Origin of the sequence: Croceitalea sp. P059 (genome assembly GCF_031846365.1) — a bacterium.
In the GTDB taxonomy this organism is placed as follows: domain Bacteria; phylum Bacteroidota; class Bacteroidia; order Flavobacteriales; family Flavobacteriaceae; genus Croceitalea; species Croceitalea vernalis.
Genome location: NZ_JAVRHW010000005.1, coordinates 89,819 through 111,677 on the forward strand (window position 1 = coordinate 89,819; position 21,859 = coordinate 111,677).

Annotated in this window: 12 protein-coding genes and 2 tRNA genes; 10 read left to right on the forward strand and 4 right to left on the reverse strand. The window is 35.0% G+C overall.

Translation table 11 applies throughout. The features are described 5' to 3' along the window. Positions 1 to 132: 132 nt before the first annotated feature. On the reverse strand, positions 133 to 2,688 hold the full coding sequence (locus tag RM542_RS13875; protein WP_311386350.1) for an ATP-dependent Clp protease ATP-binding subunit: 2,556 nt from the start codon (positions 2,686 to 2,688) through the stop codon (positions 133 to 135). A gap of 259 nt (positions 2,689 to 2,947) precedes the next feature. On the opposite strand from RM542_RS13875, the gene gyrA reads away from it, so the two are divergent. After that, positions 2,948 to 5,479 (forward strand): DNA gyrase subunit A, encoded by a 2,532-nt coding sequence (gene gyrA, locus RM542_RS13880; RefSeq protein ID WP_311386351.1) that lies wholly within the window; start codon positions 2,948 to 2,950, stop codon positions 5,477 to 5,479. Positions 5,480 to 5,514: 35 nt separating this feature from the next. Next, positions 5,515 to 6,765, forward strand: a complete 1,251-nt coding sequence (locus RM542_RS13885) for a tetratricopeptide repeat protein (RefSeq protein WP_311386352.1) — start codon at positions 5,515 to 5,517, stop codon at positions 6,763 to 6,765. A 49-nt stretch (positions 6,766 to 6,814) separates the two neighbouring features. On the opposite strand, the gene RM542_RS13890 is transcribed toward RM542_RS13885, so the two are convergent. Then, entirely contained in the window at positions 6,815 to 7,570 is a 756-nt protein-coding gene (locus RM542_RS13890; RefSeq protein WP_311386353.1) for an NlpC/P60 family protein, read from the reverse strand. 17 nt (positions 7,571 to 7,587) lie between these two features. Further along, positions 7,588 to 8,763: an acetyl-CoA C-acyltransferase gene (locus RM542_RS13895; RefSeq protein WP_311386354.1), complete on the reverse strand. Its 1,176-nt coding sequence runs from the start codon at positions 8,761 to 8,763 to the stop codon at positions 7,588 to 7,590. 106 nt (positions 8,764 to 8,869) lie between these two features. Between RM542_RS13895 and RM542_RS13900 the strand changes: the two genes are divergently transcribed. From RM542_RS13900 to RM542_RS13920, 5 genes are all read left to right on the forward strand, one after another. Beyond that, positions 8,870 to 10,909 carry an HDIG domain-containing metalloprotein gene (locus tag RM542_RS13900; protein WP_311386404.1) on the forward strand — a complete coding sequence of 680 codons (2,040 nt, stop codon included), beginning with the start codon at positions 8,870 to 8,872 and terminating at the stop codon, positions 10,907 to 10,909. 162 nt (positions 10,910 to 11,071) lie between these two features. Continuing rightward, positions 11,072 to 13,453: a Plug domain-containing protein gene (locus RM542_RS13905; protein WP_311386355.1), complete on the forward strand. Its 2,382-nt coding sequence runs from the start codon at positions 11,072 to 11,074 to the stop codon at positions 13,451 to 13,453. 111 nt (positions 13,454 to 13,564) lie between these two features. Continuing rightward, positions 13,565 to 13,648: transfer RNA gene (locus tag RM542_RS13910), tRNA-Ser, on the forward strand. A 27-nt stretch (positions 13,649 to 13,675) separates the two neighbouring features. Further along, positions 13,676 to 13,750 (forward strand) — tRNA-Pro (locus tag RM542_RS13915). 432 nt (positions 13,751 to 14,182) lie between these two features. Next, entirely contained in the window at positions 14,183 to 17,551 is a 3,369-nt protein-coding gene (locus tag RM542_RS13920) for a hypothetical protein (protein WP_311386356.1), read from the forward strand. Positions 17,552 to 17,673: 122 nt separating this feature from the next. Here RM542_RS13920 and RM542_RS13925 read toward each other — a convergent pair whose 3' ends face one another. Then, entirely contained in the window at positions 17,674 to 17,817 is a 144-nt protein-coding gene (locus RM542_RS13925) for a hypothetical protein (protein WP_311386357.1), read from the reverse strand. A 109-nt stretch (positions 17,818 to 17,926) separates the two neighbouring features. Between RM542_RS13925 and RM542_RS13930 the strand changes: the two genes are divergently transcribed. Genes RM542_RS13930 through RM542_RS13940 form a run of 3 tightly spaced genes read left to right on the forward strand, consistent with a single transcriptional unit; the run spans position 17,927 to position 21,850 of the window. Then, positions 17,927 to 19,993 (forward strand): hypothetical protein, encoded by a 2,067-nt coding sequence (locus tag RM542_RS13930; protein WP_311386358.1) that lies wholly within the window; start codon positions 17,927 to 17,929, stop codon positions 19,991 to 19,993. A gap of 15 nt (positions 19,994 to 20,008) precedes the next feature. After that, complete coding sequence (locus RM542_RS13935) at positions 20,009 to 21,394, forward strand: caspase family protein (RefSeq protein ID WP_311386359.1); 1,386 nt, start codon at positions 20,009 to 20,011, stop codon at positions 21,392 to 21,394. Positions 21,395 to 21,445: 51 nt separating this feature from the next. Continuing rightward, positions 21,446 to 21,850 (forward strand): hypothetical protein, encoded by a 405-nt coding sequence (locus RM542_RS13940; protein WP_311386360.1) that lies wholly within the window; start codon positions 21,446 to 21,448, stop codon positions 21,848 to 21,850. Positions 21,851 to 21,859: the final 9 nt, after the last annotated feature.

The following is a 21,859-nucleotide window of genomic DNA, read 5'->3' on the forward strand; positions in this document are numbered from 1 at the left end:
TTTAGATTAAGTGCGTAAATATCGTTTATAATGTTAAAATCTATTTATGGAGCGTCTTAATTCTTACACGAAATGTGAGCATAAAAAAAGGAACCCTTTTGAGGTTCCTTTAGTATAATGGTATGTTATTACTTATTCCGCTTCAGAAGATTTTTTAGCTTTTTTAATTTTTATGGTAAGTTCTTCTTTTTTCTCATTCAAATCCATAAAAATACTATCACCTTCATTTAGGTTTGAGTTAACAATCTCTTCAGCTAATGCATCTTCAATATATTTTTGAATAGCTCTTTTCAGTGGCCTAGCACCATACTGCTTGTCAAAACCTTTGTCAGCAATATAGTCTTTGGCTTTTTCTGATAGGTTTAAATCATAACCAATGTCTTTTATTCGATTAAAGAGTTTGTCTAATTCGATATCAATAATCTTGTGAATATCTTCTCGTTCTAGCGCATTAAACACAATAACATCATCTATCCTATTTAAAAACTCTGGAGCAAATGCCTTTTTTAAGGCATTTTCAATAACACCTTTTTGATGCGAATCAGCTTGAGCTTTTTTAGATGCTGTGCCAAAACCAACACCTTGACCAAAATCTTTTAACTGTCTGGCTCCTATATTTGATGTCATGATTATGATAGTATTTCTAAAGTCAATTTTACGACCTAAACTATCGGTTAAGAAACCATCATCTAAAACTTGAAGTAGCATATTAAAGACATCAGGGTGTGCTTTTTCAACTTCATCTAATAAGATAACCGAATATGGTTTTCTTCTAACTTTTTCTGTCAGTTGTCCACCTTCTTCATATCCAACATATCCTGGAGGAGCTCCTACTAGTCTAGATATTGCAAACTTTTCCATGTATTCGCTCATATCAATACGAATAAGAGCATCTTCAGAATCAAAAAGCTCTTGGGCTAATACTTTAGCTAATTGTGTTTTACCAACACCTGTTTGTCCTAGAAAGATAAAAGAACCAATAGGCTTATTTGGATCTTTAAGACCAGCTCTATTTCTTTGTATTGCTTTTGCAACTTTAGCTACGGCTTGGTCTTGACCTATAACGTTACCTTTAATTAAATCTGGTAATTCTGCAAGTTTGTTACTTTCAGTCTGAGCAATCCTGTTTACTGGTATGCCACTCATCATTGAAACAACATCAGCTACATTATCTTCTGAAACTGTTTCACGATTTAATTTGCTATCTTCTTCCCATCTTTCTTGTGCCGACGCTAAATCTTTCTCTAATCTTTTTTCGTCGTCTCTAAGTTTAGCGGCCTCTTCATATTTCTGCTTTTTAACAACGCTATTTTTCAGTTCACGAACGTCTTCCAACTTTCCTTCTAGTTCTAAAATTTGTTTTGGAACATCCATATTAACGATATGAACTCGTGAACCAGCTTCATCTAAAGCATCAATGGCCTTGTCTGGTAAAAATCTATCAGTCATGTAGCGATTCGTCAATTTCACGCAAGCGAGAATTGCTTCATCTGTATACATCACATTGTGATGATCTTCATATTTACCTTTAATATTCATTAAAATTTCAATGGTTTCCTCTACTGTTGTAGGCTCTACCATTACTTTTTGAAAACGTCTTTCTAAGGCGCCATCCTTTTCAATATACTGTCGGTATTCGTCTAGCGTAGTAGCACCAATACATTGAATTTCACCTCTTGCAAGAGCAGGTTTAAACATATTTGATGCATCAAGACTACCTGTAGCGCCACCAGCCCCAACTATGGTATGTATTTCATCAATAAAAAGAATAATATCATCATTCTTTTCTAATTCGTTCATTACAGCTTTCATTCGCTCTTCAAACTGACCTCTATATTTAGTACCAGCCACCAATGAAGCCAAATCTAAGGTCACAACGCGTTTACCATAAAGAATTCTAGAGACTTTTTTGTTTATAATTCTTAAAGCAAGCCCTTCTGCTATTGCACTTTTACCAACGCCAGGTTCTCCAATGAGTAAAGGATTATTCTTTTTTCTTCTACTTAGTATTTGAGATACGCGTTCAATTTCTTTCTCACGCCCAACTACAGGATCAAGTTTATTCTCCTCGGCCATCTTAGTCAAATCTCTACCAAAATTGTCTAGTACAGGAGTTTTTGATTTTTTATTGCCCTTTTGAGCACTAGAAGAACCGAACGTACTTTCTTTAGAATCACCACTAGTGTCTTCAGGTTCTCCTGGGAAAGACTCTGAAGTCGGAGAATCTATATAATCATCATCACTAGTTATCATTGATTTGAACTGTTCTTTTACATTATCGTAATCAACTTTAAGCTTGTGAAGTAGTTTGGTGGTTGGGTCATTCTCGTTTCTAAGAATACATAATAAAAGATGTGCAGTATTGATAGACGAACTTTGAAAAAGTTTTGCTTCTAAAAAGGTAGTTTTTAAAGCCCGTTCAGCTTGTCTGGTCAAGTGTAAATTTTTCTTATCTTTTTGAACAGAACCTGTATTTGGATTAGCAGGACTTAGAATCTCTACTTTTCTTCTTAAATGATCCAAATCAACATCAAGTGCATCTAATATATTTATAGCCTTTCCATTACCGTCTCGTAATAGACCAAGCATTAAATGTTCAGTTCCAATAAAGTCATGACCTAGACGCAGTGCTTCTTCTTTGCTGTAGGCGATTACGTCTTTGACTCTTGGGGAAAAATTATCATCCATAAATTCTCTTTTCAGCAATTAAAATTAATAAAAGTATCCTTACCAAGGTCAAATACCGTACCCATAATCGTTAAAGAAAGGTCAAATCACGAAAAAAGACGCCTTTTGGTTACTTTTTAACGCTTTTTTGGCTTTGATTATTGTTGTGATTTCATGTTGATAATTTTTTTAATAAACTCTTTTGAACTTGTGTAGCAACCTCCGATTTTCTGTATATTGCTACGATGTTTTAACCACAAAAAAGAACTAATATTTTAGCATGGCTGAAGGAGAAAAATTGATACCTATCAACATCGAAGACGAGATGAAGTCCGCATACATTGATTATTCAATGTCGGTCATTGTGTCACGTGCCCTGCCAGATGTCAGGGATGGATTGAAGCCAGTTCACCGTAGAGTGCTTTTTGGCATGTATGAGCTTGGTGTAAGATCTAGTAGTGCACATAAAAAGTCCGCGCGTATCGTCGGGGAGGTTTTAGGTAAGTATCACCCACATGGCGATACTTCTGTTTATGATAGTATGGTGCGTATGGCGCAGGAATGGAGTTTAAGGTATATGCTTGTTGATGGCCAAGGGAACTTTGGTTCAGTCGACGGTGATAGCCCTGCTGCAATGCGTTATACTGAGGCGCGAATGCGTAAAATAGCTGACGAAATGTTGGCGGATATTGATAAGGATACCGTAGACCACCAATTAAATTTTGATGATTCGTTAAAAGAACCTACTGTTTTACCCACTCGGGTACCAAGTTTATTGGTAAATGGGGCTTCTGGTATAGCAGTTGGTATGGCTACAAACATGCCCCCGCATAACCTGTCTGAGGTGGTTGATGGAACAGTAGCTTACATTGATAATTCTGATATTGAGATTGATGAACTAATCACACATATCAAAGCACCAGATTTTCCAACAGGAGGAATTATATATGGATATGATGGTGTAAAAGAAGCATTTCATACTGGGCGAGGTCGAGTTGTTATGCGGGCAAAAGCCACTTTTGAAGAAGTTCAAGGCAGAGAATGTATCATCGTGACGGAGATTCCTTATCAAGTGAATAAGGCAGACATGATTAAGAAAACTGCCGATTTAGTTAATGATAAGAAAATTGAAGGTATTTCAACTATTAGAGATGAATCTGATAGAAAAGGAATGCGCATCGTTTACATTCTAAAGAGAGATGCAATACCTAATATTGTGCTAAATATGCTGTATAAGTATACAGCACTTCAATCGTCTTTTAGTGTTAATAACATTGCCTTGGTTAAAGGAAGACCAAGATTGTTGAACCTAAAAGAAATGATTCACTATTTCGTTGAGCATAGGCATGAAGTGGTGGTTAGAAGAACAAAATTCGAGCTTAAAAAAGCAGAAGACCGGGCACATATTTTAGAAGGCTTAATAATTGCTTCTGATAATATTGATGAGGTTATAGCAATTATTAGAGGTTCATCAAATGTTGATGAAGCTAGAACTAGTTTGATGGAACGTTTTAAATTAACGGAAATTCAGGCTAAGGCTATTGTTGAAATGCGTCTACGTCAATTAACTGGTCTTGAGCAAGACAAGTTAAGAGAAGAATATGATGCACTTTTAGTGACAATTGAAGACCTTAAAGATATTCTTGATAAGAAAGAACGAAGAATGCAAATTATCAAAGATGAGCTTTTAGAAGTAAAAGCTAAATATGGTGATGAAAGACGTTCTGAGATTAATTTTGCTGGTGGTGATTTGAGTATTGAAGATATGATACCAGATGAGCAAGTGGTTATTACCATTTCTCATGCAGGTTATATTAAGAGAACTCCTTTATCTGAGTACAAGACACAGAATAGAGGTGGGGTTGGACAAAAAGCATCTTCAACTCGTAATGAAGACTTTCTAGAACATCTTTTTGTAGGTACCAATCACCAATACATGTTATTCTTTACTCAAAAAGGAAAATGTTTCTGGATGAGGGTTTATGAAATTCCAGAGGGAAGCAGAACATCAAAAGGTAGAGCCATACAAAACCTTATCAATATTGAAAATGAAGATAAGGTCAAAGCATTTATTTGTACTCAAGATTTAAAAGATGAGGAATATGTAAATAGCCATTATGTTATTATGGCTACAAAAAAGGGTACTGTCAAGAAAACATCTTTAGAACAGTATTCAAGACCTCGTCAAAATGGTATAAATGCAATAACCATCCGCGAAAATGATGAGTTATTAGAGGCTAAATTAACAACTGGTACAAGTCAAATATTCTTAGGGTTAAAATCAGGTAAAGCTATTCGTTTTGAAGAAGGTAAAACAAGACCTATGGGTAGAAATGCTGCTGGTGTTCGTGGAATTACTTTGGCCAATGACGACGATGAGGTTATAGGAATGGTTTCTGTACACAATTTTGAAGACAATTTACTAGTCGTCTCAGAAAATGGGTATGGTAAAAGATCTAACATCGATGATTATCGCGTAACTAACAGAGGTGGTAAAGGTGTAAAAACTATCTCCATTACGGATAAGACGGGTGGGCTCGTAGCGATTAAAAACGTTACAGACTCTGATGATTTAATGATTATCAATAAGTCTGGGATTGCCATTAGAATGGGAGTTGAAGATTTAAGAGTAATGGGGCGTGCCACTCAAGGTGTGAAATTAATTAACCTAAAAGGTAATGATAGCATCGCTGCTGTTGCCAAAGTAATGAAAGATGAAGATGCGGTTGATGAGGCCGATATACTGGATATAGAGGTAGAAGGAGAAGATGGCACGGCAATTGATAATGATACTGATGAAAAACAAGAATAATAAATAAACACTAAATTTTTAATTAAGTTAAAACGATGAAAACTAGAATTTTAATACTTCTTGCCTTTACAGTTTCCATGGCAGGATTTTCACAAAAAAATGAAATTAAAGCAGCTGAAAAGGCAATGAAAAGTGGTAATGCCGCTGAAGCAAAGTCTACCCTTGAAGGTGCTGCTTCTTTGATGGAAGGAGCAGATGCTAAGTATCAAGCGCAGTACTATTCTATTTTAGGTAATGCAAACGTGAATTTATCTGAGTACGATGCTGCAATTGAGGCTTTTAACAAGGTCATTTCAGTAGAGGAGGCTTCAGGAAAGCAGAAATTTACTGCAGATGCTAGACAAAAAATGAGTCAAATGACTGCTGATTTGGTTAACGCTGCTGTAGATGATAATGCTAATAAGAAGTATAAAGAAGGAGCTTCAAAATTGTATAGTGCTTTCAAACTGAGCCCACAAGATACTATCTATTTGTATTATGCAGCAAGTAGTGCCGTCAATGCTGGTCCAGATAATTATGATCAAGCTATTCAATTTTATGAAGAGTTAAGAGATATTAATTATGATGGTAGTGAGAAAAAGTTCACTGCGGTAAATGTTGCTACTGGCGAAGTTGAAGCAATGGATAAAACCAGTCGCGATTTATATGTAAAAGCTGGAACACATAAAGACCCTAATGAAGAAGTAACTCCTTCAAAAAAGGCGGAGATAGTTAAAAATATTGCACTTATTTATCAAGAACAGGGCAAGAATGACAAAGCCTTAGCAGCTTATGATGATGCTATTTCAAATAACCCTGCAGATGTTAATTTAGTTTTGAATAAGGCAAATCTTTATTACACCATGGGTGATAAGGACAGTTTCAAGACTTTAATGAATAAGGCTTCTGAAATGGCACCGGATAACCCTGATCTAATTTATAACATTGCTGTAATAAACATGGAGCAAGGTAATTTAGATGATGCACGTGCGGCTTACAACAAGGTTTTAGAAATTGATCCAACTTATGTTAATGCACAATTAAACCTTTCGACGTCATATGTAAATGAAGGGAATGGATTAATTGATGAAATGAATACCTTAGGCACCTCAAGAGCAGATACTGCGCGATATGATGAACTTAAGAAAAAGAAAGATGATTTATTTCTTGAAGGAGCAAAAATTTTAGAAGGGGCTCTTAAAACAAACCCTGATAACGAAGGTGTTCTAGCTCAATTGAAAAATATTTACGGAGCACTTGGTGATACGGATAACTTTATGAGAATTAAAAAGCTATTAGGAGAATAGTTCTTTTAAAAAATAAATTGAATAGAAGCCTCGATTAGTCGGGGCTTTTTTATGCAGTAAACTTTTTTATTACTCTTAATTTATGAGAATAATTTTTCTCTTGCACATTAAATATTCCAGTATGGTCAATTCTATCAATTCTAACTTTACCATGGGAGTGAATAATATAGTTGTCTTTTAGAATGATTCCTACATGGTTGATAATACCGTCATTATCGTCAAAAAAGGCTAAATCTCCAGGCTCACTTTCTTCTATAAAACTCAAAGGTTCACCTTGGGTAGATTGCTGTTCTGTTGCTCTAAAAAGTTGAAAACCATTTATTTTATAAACCATTTGGGTTAAACCTGAAGCATCAATTCCAAAGGGTGTTTTTCCACCAGATAAATACGGCGCATTCAAATATAGTAAGGCAGTTTCAACTAATTTTTCTTTGGATTTTTTTACTATTGGAGCATTTCCTTCAAAAGAATGGTTCAATAAATTTGATAAATCAATTCGTGACCCAAGAAGCAATGGCGACAAGAGCTGTTCATTACAATTTAAATGCGCAATAAAATCAGTGCTTAGTCTTTGGTCAGTATAAGAACTAGCTACTTTAAAATCATCCTCAGAAATAAATGAGTATTGATTATTATCAATCCATCCTTCAAGTTTGTCAAAAGCGATTTGAATCTTACTGCAAGTTTTTCTTATTTCCTTGACTTTAAAATGCTCTCCATAGAGTAATTGGGTAACCATTTGGTCATGGCAATTGGCACCATTTCTGACAGATACTACGCTTAAATGACAAATCCCGTATTGCATTGAATTTGAATACTAGATTATTGGCGTTCAATTACAATTGCTGAAGCTCCACCGCCACCATTACATATTGCAGCAGCACCAATCTTGCCATTATTTTGTTGCAAAACATGAATGAGTGTCACCAATATTCTAGCCCCTGAACAACCTAAGGGATGACCAAGTGAAACAGCCCCACCATTGACGTTAACATTTTCGTCAGTTAACCCAAGTAGTTTAATGTTCGCTAAACCAACTACTGAGAAAGCCTCATTGAATTCAAAAAAATCTACATTCTTAATGCTGATTTTAGCTTTATCCAAAGCTTTAGGCAAGGCTTTCGCTGGTGCTGTTGTAAACCATTTTGGTTCTTGTGCAGCGTCTGCATAGCTTTTTATAGTTGCTAATGGTTTTAAATTTAGCTCTTTTGCTTTTTCAGAACTCATCAAAACTAGAGCAGCAGCCCCATCATTTATAGTAGAAGCATTAGCAGCAGTTACCGTTCCTTCTTTTGTAAAAGCTGGTCGTAGTGCTGGAATTTTTTCCATTCTTACATTCTTATATTCTTCATCTTCCGTAACCAAAATGGGCTCTCCTCTTCTTTGAGGTACTTCAACTGGGACTACTTCATCAGAAAACTTACCTAATTTCCAGGCATCTGCGGAGCGGTTATACGATTGGATTGCATAATTATCTTGGTCTTCACGACTGAAGTTATGTTCTGTTGCACAAGCATCTGCGCATACACCCATCGCATTTTGGTCGTATACATCAACTAGTCCATCTTTTTGCATACCATCGACTAAAGAAGTGGGGCCAAATTTGACTCCGTTTCGCATGTGCACATAATGAGGTATTAAACTCATATTTTCCATACCGCCAGCAACAATAACATGAGCATCGCCCAAAGCAATGGCTTGGGCAGCTTGCATAACGGTTTTCATACCTGAAGCACAAACTTTATTTACCGTTGTACATGGCACAGTATCAGGAATACCTGCATATATCGCTGCTTGTCTAGCAGGAGCTTGACCTGTTCCTGCTTGCACTACATTACCCATTAAAACTTCATCAACCATTCCTGGAGATAAATCAATTTTTTCTAAAGCACTCCTGATGGCTGTGGCGCCTAATTTTGGTGCTGGAATACTGGATAAGGAACCCATGAAACTTCCTATTGGTGTGCGTACTGCAGAGACGATTACTACTTCCTTCATCATTAAAAATTTAATCATGCGAAAATACTAAAATTAAACGCATATAATTTTTATTGGTAGGCTTGTTGGGTTCATTTTTCTATTTTTGGAAACAGGCAAGGATACTATGGGAAAATCGTTGGACAACTTCTACAAAAAGCAATCATTATTTTACAAGTATTTTCTTTACTTCATTTCTATTGCTTTGATTGTTTATTTTTTCCCGAGAGGCGGCAAGTTTAAGTACGACTTTCAAAAGGGAAAGCCTTGGCAATATGAAAACCTTTACGCTCCTTTTGATTTTTCAATTAAAAAGACAGCAGTTGAAATTGAAGATGAACAAGAAGAATTAAAAAGTAAAACTGCCGCTTATTACGCTTATGACAATACGATATATCAAAAAGCACTGAATGATTTTAGTAATGAATTTGAATCGTTATTTCAAGCAAGTGAATTACCTAGCTCAAAACAGCAAGAGCTATTTCAATTAGGAAATCAAGTTTTAGATTCAGTTTATGCTAATGGAGTTTTTGAACAACCTGATAATCAAAGTGAGGTGATGCTTGTGGTTAATAATGCAGCAAGCTCATTAAAATCTGATGATATCATTACTCTTGAAAAAGCTAAGAGTATCATTCAAAATAAGTTTAGAACTGTTTTTCCAGATGAAGTACGATCTAAATTGATTACCGCAGTCTTTGAACAGGTTAAACCAAATTCATTTTATAATAAAGACTTATCAGATAGGGCACTTGCAGACGAATTATCAAAGATATCTTTTACAAGAGGAGATGTGTTAGAAGGAAGATTGATTATCGCTAAAGGGGAGGTGGTAGAATCAGAAAACTACAATATCCTTAATTCTTTAAAAACAGAATTTGAGTCAGAACTTTGGAAGGGAAGCAACTATTATTTTATTCTATTCGGTTATACGGTTCTAGTGGCTTTGGTGTTAATCATGTTATTCTTATTTCTTAAGAAGTATAGACCAGAAATTTATTCAAATAATACGAAGGTGACTTTTATTTTTGTCAATGTATTATTAATGGTTTTTATTACTACCCTGGTAGTTAAGAATAATGAAAACTACGTATACGTGGTTCCGCTTTGTATACTTCCATTAATTCTTAAAAACTTCTTTGATGCTAGGTTGGGCTTATTTGTTCATGTATTAACCATTCTTATTTTAGGATTTGTAGTCCCCAATAGCTTTGAATATATCTTTTTGCAAATAATTGCAGGTATTGTCACTATACTGACAGTTTCTGAGCTATATAAAAGAGCTAATCTGTTTATTTCTGTAGGTCAGATAACATTGATTTATATCATTGGATATTTTGCTTTTCATACCATTCATGAAGGAAATCTTGAGAATATCGAACTAGTAACATTTGGAATTTTTCTATTGAACGGAATGATTACCCTTTTCGCACAGCCTTTAATTTATTTGTACGAAAAGATATTTGGTCTAGTCAGTGATGTATCGCTTCTAGAACTCTCAGATACCAATTCAAAGCTTTTAAAAGAACTTTCGAATAAAGCACCTGGTACATTTCATCATTCTTTGCAGGTTGCGAATTTAGCTGAAGCTGCTGCCAATGAAATTGGTGCGAATTCAATGCTGGTTAGGGTAGGGGCCTTATATCATGATATTGGTAAAATGAATAACCCAACGTATTTTAGTGAAAATCAAATCACTAATGTTAATCCGCACGACGATTTACCACCAAAAGAAAGTGCTAAGATTATAATTGACCATGTTATTGAAGGAATTGAGCTGGCTAGAAAAAATGGTTTACCAGATAGAGTCATAGATTTTTTGAGAACGCATCACGGTACATCGTTCGTATATTACTTTTTTAAAAAACAGCAAGAGTTAGAACCAGAAGCAGACGAGGCACAATTTCGATATCCTGGGCCAATACCATTTTCAAAAGAAACTGCAATTTTAATGATGGCAGATTCGGTTGAAGCCGCTTCAAAGAGTTTAAAATCTCCAACCTATTTAATGATTGATGAGTTTGTTGAAAAAATTGTGAAAGGGCAAATGCAGGCTAATCAATTTTTAAATGCGAATATTACTTTTAAAGAAATTGAAATGGTTAAAAAAGTACTTAAGCAAAAACTCACTAACATTTACCATTTGAGAGTTGAATACCCCGAATAAGGCCTAAGGGTTAGTGTAATAAATTAATATACAGAGGTTTACTAGATTTTGATTCTTCCCGTTTGCTGTTGTTAAATTATTCTAAATCATACGTTATAGCATATTTTTTTTAGTAATTTTGTTGTTATTGCGTGCAATACTATTGATTTTAAAACTAAAGCTATGAATTTAAAAACTACTCTTTCTATTGGTCTATTTTTTTGCTTTTTAACTGTTCCATCATCAATCAAAGCTCAAATAGGAGGGCCAAATCTACAGGATTTAGAAGTCTACTTTGAATCGGATTTGCCGGAGGATTTTCAGCAAAACGAGCTAGATTCATTAATCACTTGGCAAGAACGAATATTATTACACATAGACAAACCAATAGTAAACGAAGGAAGTCCTTTATTTTTTAAGGCCTACACTTTAACAGGACCAAATAGGGTAAGAGCTACTTTGAGTAAAGTGCTTAAGGTGGAATTGATAAGCAAATCAGAAGATGTTCTTGCAACACAATACCATCAAATTCAGGATGGAATGTCTGAAGGAGTATTTGAAATTCCAAAAAAATTAGAGAATGGTTCTTATACTTTGAGAGCTTATACAAGATGGATGCAAAATTATGGAGAATCGTTTTATGCTATAAAAAAGCTGGTTTTAGGAGAAGTTGATGATGCTTTCACCAATAACGAAGAAGTGGTTGTTTCTTTTCATCCAGAAGGAGGTGGCTTAATTGGCAACTTTAATAATAGGCTTCTGATTAAAGCTTCTACAAAAGAAGGTTATCCGGCAAATATAAAAGGTGATATAATTGATGAAGAAGGTAATAGAATAATGCCTTTAGTTTCTTTTGATAATGGCATAATGTCCACTATTTTTAAACCAAATTCCAATCAAAATTATAGGCTAAAAACTAACGATGGTAGTATTTTCAAGTTGCCAAGGGTGAATGAAAAGGGTTATGTTTTAAATGTTAATAATTTAAATCCAGAACTTTTAAACATTCGTGTACAGGCTTCTCCAGAGATTTCAAACAGGGTAGTTAAGATTAATGGAATCATGGGTGGTGTTACTTATTTTAGTAAAAAATTAGATTTAAAAACTTCTCTTGCCGAGCTTCAAATTTCTAAAAAGGGAATTCCTTTTGGAGTAATGACAATTTCTTTGGTTGATGAAAATAATCAACAAGTTTCCAAACGTCCAGTTTTTATTGATGTTGATAATACTTTAAAGCTATCTATCGCTCCTTTAAACGAAAATGGCAAGAGTGGAGAACTAGCTTTTAAGGTTAAGGTTTCTGATAGTGATGATAATCCTGTTGCTACACAAGTAACATTAAGTGCCACGAATACAGTTTCAAGAGTTAACGAGATTAAGATAGAAGAAAATAGCGGTTTTAATTGGGAACGAGATGAACTGGTTAAAACAGCAAAAAACTCAGCCAGAACAAATAGCTTTAAAAAAGATTTAGAATTATTGACCTCAAGTGAAAATAGCTCCCCATCTTTTCAAAACCTGCCAGATAAAATTAAATACCCTTTTCAAAAAGGATTAGACCTTTTTGGCTATGCCTATGATTTGAACAACAAGTTGTTAGAAAACACCAAAATTCAAATGTTAAGCGCCTCAGACGCAAATGTGGTAGTGAAGGAGCTGGAAACTGATGGTTCAGGACGAATACGAATAGAAAATTTGCAATTAGTAGGTGACAATGAATTGATTTTTCGTACAAAAGGTGACGATACCAAATCTCGATTAGTAAAACTGGTGCCCATACAAGAAAGTTATGACGACGACCATAAACCTAAATCAATACTTGATTTTAAAAAGACGAAAAACCGCGATGCGGTTCAAAGTTCGCCATGGCAACCTATTAGTAGTGACGATATGATAGAATTAGAGGAAGTAGTAGTTTTAGAGAGAAAGATGAAAGAGAATAAAACAACCCCATCTGTTTATGGAACTGTACCGGACAGAGTTGTTTTTCAAGATGTAAAACGACCGGTAACAATTCCACAACTCTTAATGGGTATACCAGGGGTGCAAGTCATAGGATTTGGTACATTGGAGCCTAGACTTAGTCTGCCAAGAGCGGCTGGTATGGGACCGGTTTTATGGGTTATAGATGGTTTTCCGCTAATACAGCCCACATCCCTTCTTGATATTATTAATTTAATCAGTAGTGCAGATGTTGAGAGAATAGAAATACTATATGGTGCTCAGGCAGCTATTTACGGAACTCGAGCCTCAGGTGGTGCAATTGTGCTTTATACTAGAAGTGCAGCTGGACTTGATTATATTAACAGAAAAGAAGGTCGTTTGAATTTTCAGGGTTATTATGAGTCTCTAAGTTTTGATAGTTATTCTGAGTTACTGTCTAAAAGGCCTAAAAAATATGAGGATAAAGCCACGACACTTTTTTGGAATCCTAATATTCAAACTGATGAAAACGGTGAAGCTACTGTTCGTTTTACGCCACCTATTGATTATAAAAACCTTAAAATTAAAGTCAGCACGGTTACTGAAAAGGGAGAAATTGCAAGTACTAAATTGATTTTTTAACTACATTAATTATTTTAATAAAAAACCATCAAAAATAGTTGCGTTGTTGATAATGAAAAAGTATTTTTGCATCCGCGTTTTGCGCAGGTTCTTACAAATATTAAGATTAAAGGAGAGGTGCCGGAGTGGTAACGGAGCAGATTGCTAATCTGTCGACGCGTAAGTGTCGCATGGGTTCGAGTCCCATTCTCTCCGCAATTTCTTTTAATTAAAGATAACCATCGGGGTGTAGCGTAGCCCGGTTATCGCGCCGCGTTTGGGACGCGGAGGTCGCAGGTTCGAATCCTGCCACCCCGACAAAAGCCAGTTCATTTTATGAACTGGCTTTTTTTATTTTTAGCTATAATGAAAATAGAAATCCATTGATAATTTTATATAAATCCTCTCAATAATACTTCATCAGAATCGTTCTTAAATTTGCCAGACAGTAATTTTAATTATTCGGATATATCAAAAACGTCAAATTAATTTCATTTTTTATGCGTCTAAATGAATGAACATAGAGCTCTTGAAATTAGAACAAACAGTTTCTCTTGAATTTTTGATAAAGGAGCCTTAAAACCTTAATTTAAGGCAGCTTACCAGCAAATAGTTTTAATATTTTTTCAAACAATTCATTTAATATTGAACAAAATTGTTCTCTATACCATCTTATCCGATAGTTTCACAACAAATTTTCTATAATTCTTTGTTTGGAATCTAAATTTATCCCTAGCTACCAAACAACCAATGATAAAAAGACCAAACGCATTCTTAATTACATTCAGAACATATTTTAGTAATTGGGCAATTTTGAAAAGTAAACAGAAAACCCTCAATTTGAATTCAAAAGAATATTCAACTCTGTTGAGCAATGTTATTCTGGTAATTTCTTTAGTATGTTGTTTAAATATTTCTGCTCAGACCACAAATATTTCGGGTGTTATTAATGATTATACTGCAGTAACAGCTATAAGCTGTATATCAGGTGGAGAAATTGAAGTTGCCTCTACCATCTCTTTATCTCCTGGAGATAAAGTTTTACTTATTCAAATGAAAGGGGCAATTATAAATGAATCTGCTACAAGTTCTTATGGAACTGTAACTGACTATGGTGCTTCCGGTCAATATGAAGTACAGGAGATCCAAAGTATTTCTGGTAATACAATTTTCTTTACTTACTCATTAGAAAATAATTATGATGTTTTAGGTTCTGTTCAGTTAGTTAGAATACCCGAATATGATACAGCCAATATTAATGGGACCTTAACAGCGCAGGCATGGAATGGAACCACTGGAGGCGTCTTGATATTTTTCGCTAATAATGTATCGCTAAATGCAAATATTGATGTGCAGGGTTTAGGATTTAGGGGTGGTGCCGTTTCAGCCAATAATTCGACAAGAAATCAAGGCGGTTATTATTACCAAGCAGGTACGGGTAATGCCGGCTATAAAGGCGAGGGAATAGCAGAAGTTATAACAACAAAGGAAACCGGTAGAGGAGCACAAGCCATTGGTGGCGGAGGTGGAAATGCACACAATAACGGTGGTGGAGGTGGTGCCAACTATGGTTTAGGTGGTAATGGAGGAACATGGTCTAGTGAAACTTTTATTGGTTTTGGCGGAAAATCAGTCACAAACCAAATAACGGATAATAGAATTTTCCTTGGAGGAGGAGGTGGTGGTGGACATCAAAACAATAATGTAGCTGGAGCCGGAAGTGCTGGAGGAGGAATTGTTATTATTCAATCTCAAACAATTACAGCCAATGGAAATCAGATTCTAGCAAATGGAATAGCTGGCGTTCAAGCACCTAATAATGATGGATCCGGAGGAGGAGGTGCCGGAGGTAGTATAATCCTTGAAATTGCTAATCCATTAACTAATACCACTTTAGAAGCTTCAGGAGGAAATGGTGGAAATAACATTCGAAGTCATGGAGCTGGTGGAGGTGCCGGTGGAGGATTTATAGTGATATCAAGTTCTATTGGAGGCTCTGTAACCACCGCTGTAGCAGGAGGAACAGGAGGAACATCTGGAGGTGCAGTTCAAGCAACTGACGGAACTGTAGGTTTAGTAAGTACTTCTTTAAGTTTAATAACGTCTAATACATCATCTGGTCCAATTACAGAAATATGTAATAATGGTATTGACGATGATTGTGATGGTTTTACCGATTGTTTTGATTCCGACTGTAGTTTAATTGCGACTTGTGTAGACAGTGATTTAGATGGAATCGTAGACGCGGTGGATTTAGATGATGATAATGATGGCCTTCTTGATACTACAGAAAGTGATGGTTGCCAAGTTCAATTTTCTGAGCTTAATTGGCATGGGGCTGCTGCGGCCAATGTTTCAGCCACTGCAGACCTCTTAACCGTTTCTGGTTCTGCCTGGGCTAATGCCTATTCAGACGAAACTTTTAGTTTGCCAATTAGAATAATAGGAACCGTAAATTCAGTTGGTAATGGTATGTTGGGTATTCTGCCCACATTTATGCCGGAAACTGCTAGTTGGAATGACCAAGGATTTAAATTTCAGTTTAACGGAAGTAATGGAATGTACGTTAGACACGGCAATGTTAACACAGGTTGGAACGCACCTTCTATTGTTGGAACCCAATTCATATTAGATATAGATCAAAATGGTACGATGACTTACTCCCATGATGGCAATATTGTCTATACTGGAACGGTACCAGATACTGATTATAAAATAACACTAAGTAGAGGAGCATTTCAAATTAGTGATTTGAGAATTGAATTCTCAGACTGTAGCGGTGAACTGGATACTGATAATGATGGAATTCCCAATAGATTAGATTTAGATTCAGATGGCGACGGGTGTACTGATGTACAAGAGGCAGGATTTACAGATGATAATGGAGATGGTCGTTTAGGACCAGCTGCACTCACTGTAGATTCACAAGGTTTGGTGACAAGCGGTATAGACGGTTATACTGGTTCTAATACTTCAGTATTGGATGGGGAATGCTCTGATTTAGATAATGATGGAGTCCTTGATTTTTTAGATTTAGATGACGACAATGATGGTATAACAGATTTAGATGAAAACTGTTTTGTAACACCTGAAGATCTGACTTGGCATGGCACTGCAGCGGCTAATATGACTAATCCATCGAGTGGTACATTAGCAGTAACAGGTTCCGCATGGGCTAATGCCTATTCTGACCAAACTTTTTCAGTACCATTTACTATAGAAGGTACGGTTTCAACGGCCGTAAACGGTATGATAGGAATCTTGCCAAATGCCGGAACTGAAACGTCTAGTTGGAATGATGGAGGATATAAATTTCAGTTCAATGCGAGTAATGGTATGTACATTCGGCATGGAGCCATAAACCGTGGATGGCAGTTACCAATTATAGTAGGAACTTCATTCAAGTTAGAAATTTTAGCATCTGGTACTATGAATTATTATCATGATGGCTCACTGATTTACTCAGGTGTTATTTCTTTAACAGACTATAAGCTAACTATTTCTAGAGGAAGTTTTACCGTTGATGACTTTACTATTTATGAACCACTTTCTACTTGTAATGATATAGATAGTGATGGCGTGCCTAATTTTATAGATATTGATTCTGATGGCGACGGCTGTAATGATGTCTTAGAAGCAGGTTTTACAGATACAGATAGCGATGGTGAGGTAGATGGCAGTGGATATGCAACTAACGGAACTGTTCTAGACTCTGATGGCTATACAATGCCTGCAGATGCTGACTCTAGTGGTATCTATGATTTTCTAGAGGCTGGTATAGCCCCTACTTTTATAAACCAGCCTACCAATAGTGTCGTTTGTTTTGGTTGTAACGCCTCCTTTACCGCTGTGACTGCCGATGCAGATAGTTTTCAATGGCAGATCTTCAATGGCACTGATTGGGATGATTTAACAGATGTAGGAATTTATAGTGGCACATCTACCGCCACACTAAGTTTGACAAATATCACTCAGTCACTAAATGGTAACCAATATAGATTACAGGTTTCAAATACTACCTATAGTTGTCAAACAACTTCAGAGGAGGTTACTTTAAATACTCGTGTCACTACAATTATAACCAATAGACAACGAACTTATAGAGTTAACAAACATTGAATTTCTAGTATTTTGTAATGTAGATATTTAATTTTTGTAATTTTTAAATTGCAGTCATTCCAACAAAAAAAGCCGAATACAATTATTTGTATTCGGCTTTTTTATTCACAATACTTTAAAGCTTATCCCTTCGGGTCAATATTTACTCCTGGTTTTGAAGAAGCAGTTTTAGGGTCAATATTTACTCCTGGTTTCGAAGAAGCAGTTTTTGGGTCAATGTTTACTCCTGGTTTAGAGGAAGCTTTGTTGGAATCTTTAGTCGGCATGATACTTATTTTTTTGTGGTTTATGTTCTATATTAGTGAAAATAAGAACGCTATCCAAATTTAGCTGATTAATCATTGGCTAAATGGAGGGCCTATTCAACCAAACCAAATGAAGTTTAGTGAGTTTTTAATTGAGTGTCGCGAAAAGGATGTTTTCAAACGACTTTCAATTTATGTAGTATCTAGTTGGGTATTGCTTCAAGTGGTTTCATTACTTGCAGATCCTTTGAACCTGCCAAAGTCTTCATTAACGGTTTTATTGTTGATTTTAATTATTGGTTTCCCACTATATATTTTCTTTTTGTGGCAGTATGGAATTAAACTAGAGAATACTTCAAATACTAATATTTCTGATAATAACGCTAAAGCGTCTTCTAAAAATGGACTAGAAATAGATCCTCCTTTAACTAGTCAAAACGAGATTCCCTCTGATTATTTACGATTTAGAAAAATGTATTTTGTTTCTACAGGTTTCTTGGGCCTTTTGTCCTTAGTGGCTGTTATTTTTATTATTCGCACTAATTTTTTAAGTACAAAAACTGTCGTTCCACCATTGCTTTCAAGCGAACCTATGAGCGATAAAATTGCTATTGTAAAGTTTGACAATAACACTGGGGATGAAAAATTTGATGTGGTTAGTAAAATGACTGTGGATTGGATAATGCATGGGATTACCCAAAATAAGGTCGCCCAAGTAATTTCTCCTAAGATAATTGATGACTATGCCAATGTGCTTAAAGCTTCAATGCTGCCCTTACCGGAAGTAAAAGTTTTAAGTGAATACTTGAAACCTTCAAAAGTAATTACAGGTAATTTTTACCTAAACAAAAACGAATTAATCTTTCAGTCTTCAATAACAGATGATAAATTAAACGAAACGTTTATCTCTTTCAACCCAATAAAATGTAATCCGCAAGCACCTTTAGAGTGTATTGAAGCTTTAAAACAAAGAATTCTAGGGTATTTTGTAGTTGAAGAAAATCCACTGGAGAATTTACAAGAAACACCACCAAATTTTGAAGCCTATCAACATGTTCTTAATGCTAAAGCTGTTTATGGTAATGACGAAGAGTATCTTAAGCTTATAAATGCCGCGATTAAGGCTGATGATTCCTACTTTGAACCAAAGGTCAATAGAATTGCCCATTTCTACAATAAGGGTAATTACATAAAAGCAGATAGTTTATTGACTTTATTGAGAAAAAAGCCAAGCAGTAATAAGCGGCAAAGTAATCTATTAAACATGTATGAAGCACTTTTAGAGGGCGATAATAGAGCTACTTATGAATATTTAAAAAATGAATATGACACGTATCCAGATGATATAGATACTAATTCAAGTTTGATGACCGTTGCGTTACAATTTGTAAATAGACCCGAAGATGTTGAACGAATATACTCGAGAATTAACATAAGTGATGTTGATACCAAAGATTGTGCTCAATGTGAGTTTAGATATTACATTAAGGGTATATCAGAAATAGAATTGGGAAATTATAATTCGACTATTGAATTATTGAAACCATTTATAAAAACTAAAGAAAATAAGCTTTTAAAACGTGTTCTTTTAATGGCATATATTAAATCAAATACTGAAGACACTAAAGTTGATAACTTATTAGCAAGTACTAAGTTGCTCATGTCTTCGTCAGATTGGCGAAACTTTTCACTTTTAGCAGGCAAACTTTATTTATTACAATCTAGCCCTGAAAAGGCAACAAAACATTTTCAGAATGTTGTAGAATCTTTGAATGGCATTAATGATTTGTCTAAAGATGAGTTCAAAGATTTAGGAGATGCTTACTTCTATTTGGCTGATTACAAAACAGCATCAAAATACCTTCAAGAGTATTCTAATATTAAACAAGATAATGGTCTTTATAGCCACCTAGGTACCTTGGCAATTTGTTATCAAATGATTAATGATAAAAAAAATGCTATGGCCACCTTAAATCAACTTGAGAATTATCGAGATTCATTTAAATATGGTCATATCGATTACACCTATGCGCAATACTATGCGTTTATTGGCAATCAAGACAAAGCAATTGATCATTTATTTCGAGCTGTAGCTGATGGTAAATGGTATACAACGGATGGTTATCAAAATGATGTCTTATTACAGTCTGTAAAAGAATCTCAAGATTTTATTAAAATTTTGAATTTTTGGGACTAATTAAAATAAAGCTCAATGTCTTCTAAGTCTAAAATGTACGCTCTTTTAATAGGTGTTGGTGATGATTTACCATATACTATTAAGGATGCAACTAAACTTTATGATACTTTAATTGATCCTGAGTTGGCAGGATATGAAAAGGATAATGTCATTCTGGTCTGTGATAAAGAAGCAACACGTGATGGGATATTAAATTCCCTGGATAAGTTGATTGAAACTACTAATGAAGATTCATCGGTTTTAATTTACTATTCTGGGCATGGAGGCAAATACATGAGTCAGCATAAGTTTTTTTTACAACCTTATGGTATGACTGCGGAAAACTATGCTACACATTGGGTGATGGCAGAAGAGCTTACAGAAAAAATTAATGCCATAAAATCTAACAAAATCGTATTTCTTTTAGATTGTTGCCATGCTGAGGGCATGACCCAAGAAGGTTTGTTAAATATGGAGGGTTTAGCACAAAAGTTAAACGATAAAGGAGGTATGTGGGTTATTTCATCTTGCCAAGACAATCAAAAATCTTGGAGATTACCAAATGCAGAAAATAGTCTTTTTACTGAATGTTTATTAGAGGTAATCTCAGGTAACCACAAAAAGCCATTTACAGAGCCCAACGTTACCATAACAGATGTTGTTGAACATATTTTTGACGAGGTACCAAAAAGAGCTAGTAAATGCATTGATGAAAACACGGGTGAGCCCATAAATCAACGGCCATTTGCAAAATTTCAAATGTCAGAGAATGTTGTACTTAGTAATTTTCCTAGAAATTTGGAATCTCACGCAGCTACCATTACTGAACTAGCACCAAATATTGAAAAGTTAGACGAACGTGGTTTAATCAAACTTCTCGACGCAATGAGTTTCCTTGGTCGTAGAGATGAAGCTATCAATATTTTAGAAAATCACAAGAAAACTTCAGGTGATGCGGATTTGCTTAATATTTTAGGTAATCTATTTAAAGAAAAGTATTTAGAGACTAATTTTGAAGAGCCAGGTTTAGTTTCCTTAGAACACCATAAAAAAGCGCTTGAAATTGCTACTAAAGAGGAAGATGAACAACAAATTTATTTAAATAGCATTAATATAGCTTTTCTTTACCTACTATTAGATTTAAGTAAAAAAGAGGTGAGATTTTATGCTGATTTAGCTTTTAACGCTGCAAAAAATTATTATTACCCAAGCCCAGAAAAATTTGGAACAATGGGTGAAGCTTGTATTTATTTGAATCAGTTAGAAAAGGCTAAAGAAAATTATAATTTGGCATCAGAAAAAGCTGGAATTAGAACAAGAATGAATCTTTATAAAGATGCTTACGCTGTCTATACCACACTTTATGATGATAATAAAGACGACCCCTTTTTAATATTTTTGAATAACAAATTGCTTTCTTAAGTAATAAAATCAGTAACTTATACACGACTAAACAACCTAATAATTAAACTAATGAGTACTTCAGACAATGAAAATCTTTCTGACTTACTAGAGGATTTAAAGGCTGGTTTTAATCTTCACAGAATAAAAATTAAAGGTAGAATTAGAAATTCTTATATAAAAATGGGCCTTGGTGTGCTCATAGTTGTGGCTTTAATTGCTGTTTCTTATTTAGATGCTACTATTTTTGATGCTATATCCGGCTTGAAAGAGCGGCTAGAATTCGCTGCACCAATAATGGGTGTGCCTACATCATTCACTTTTGCTTCTTTAAATCAAACGAAATCTTTAAAAAAACAAATGGAAGGTATTTATGATTTTGAAGATAAAGTGAGTGAATGGGAAAAGGGCTTATCTGAATTTAACAAAAAAGATGTTTTATCTCTAGAACATGAATTCGAGCGTTATATAAGATAAATTCCAACT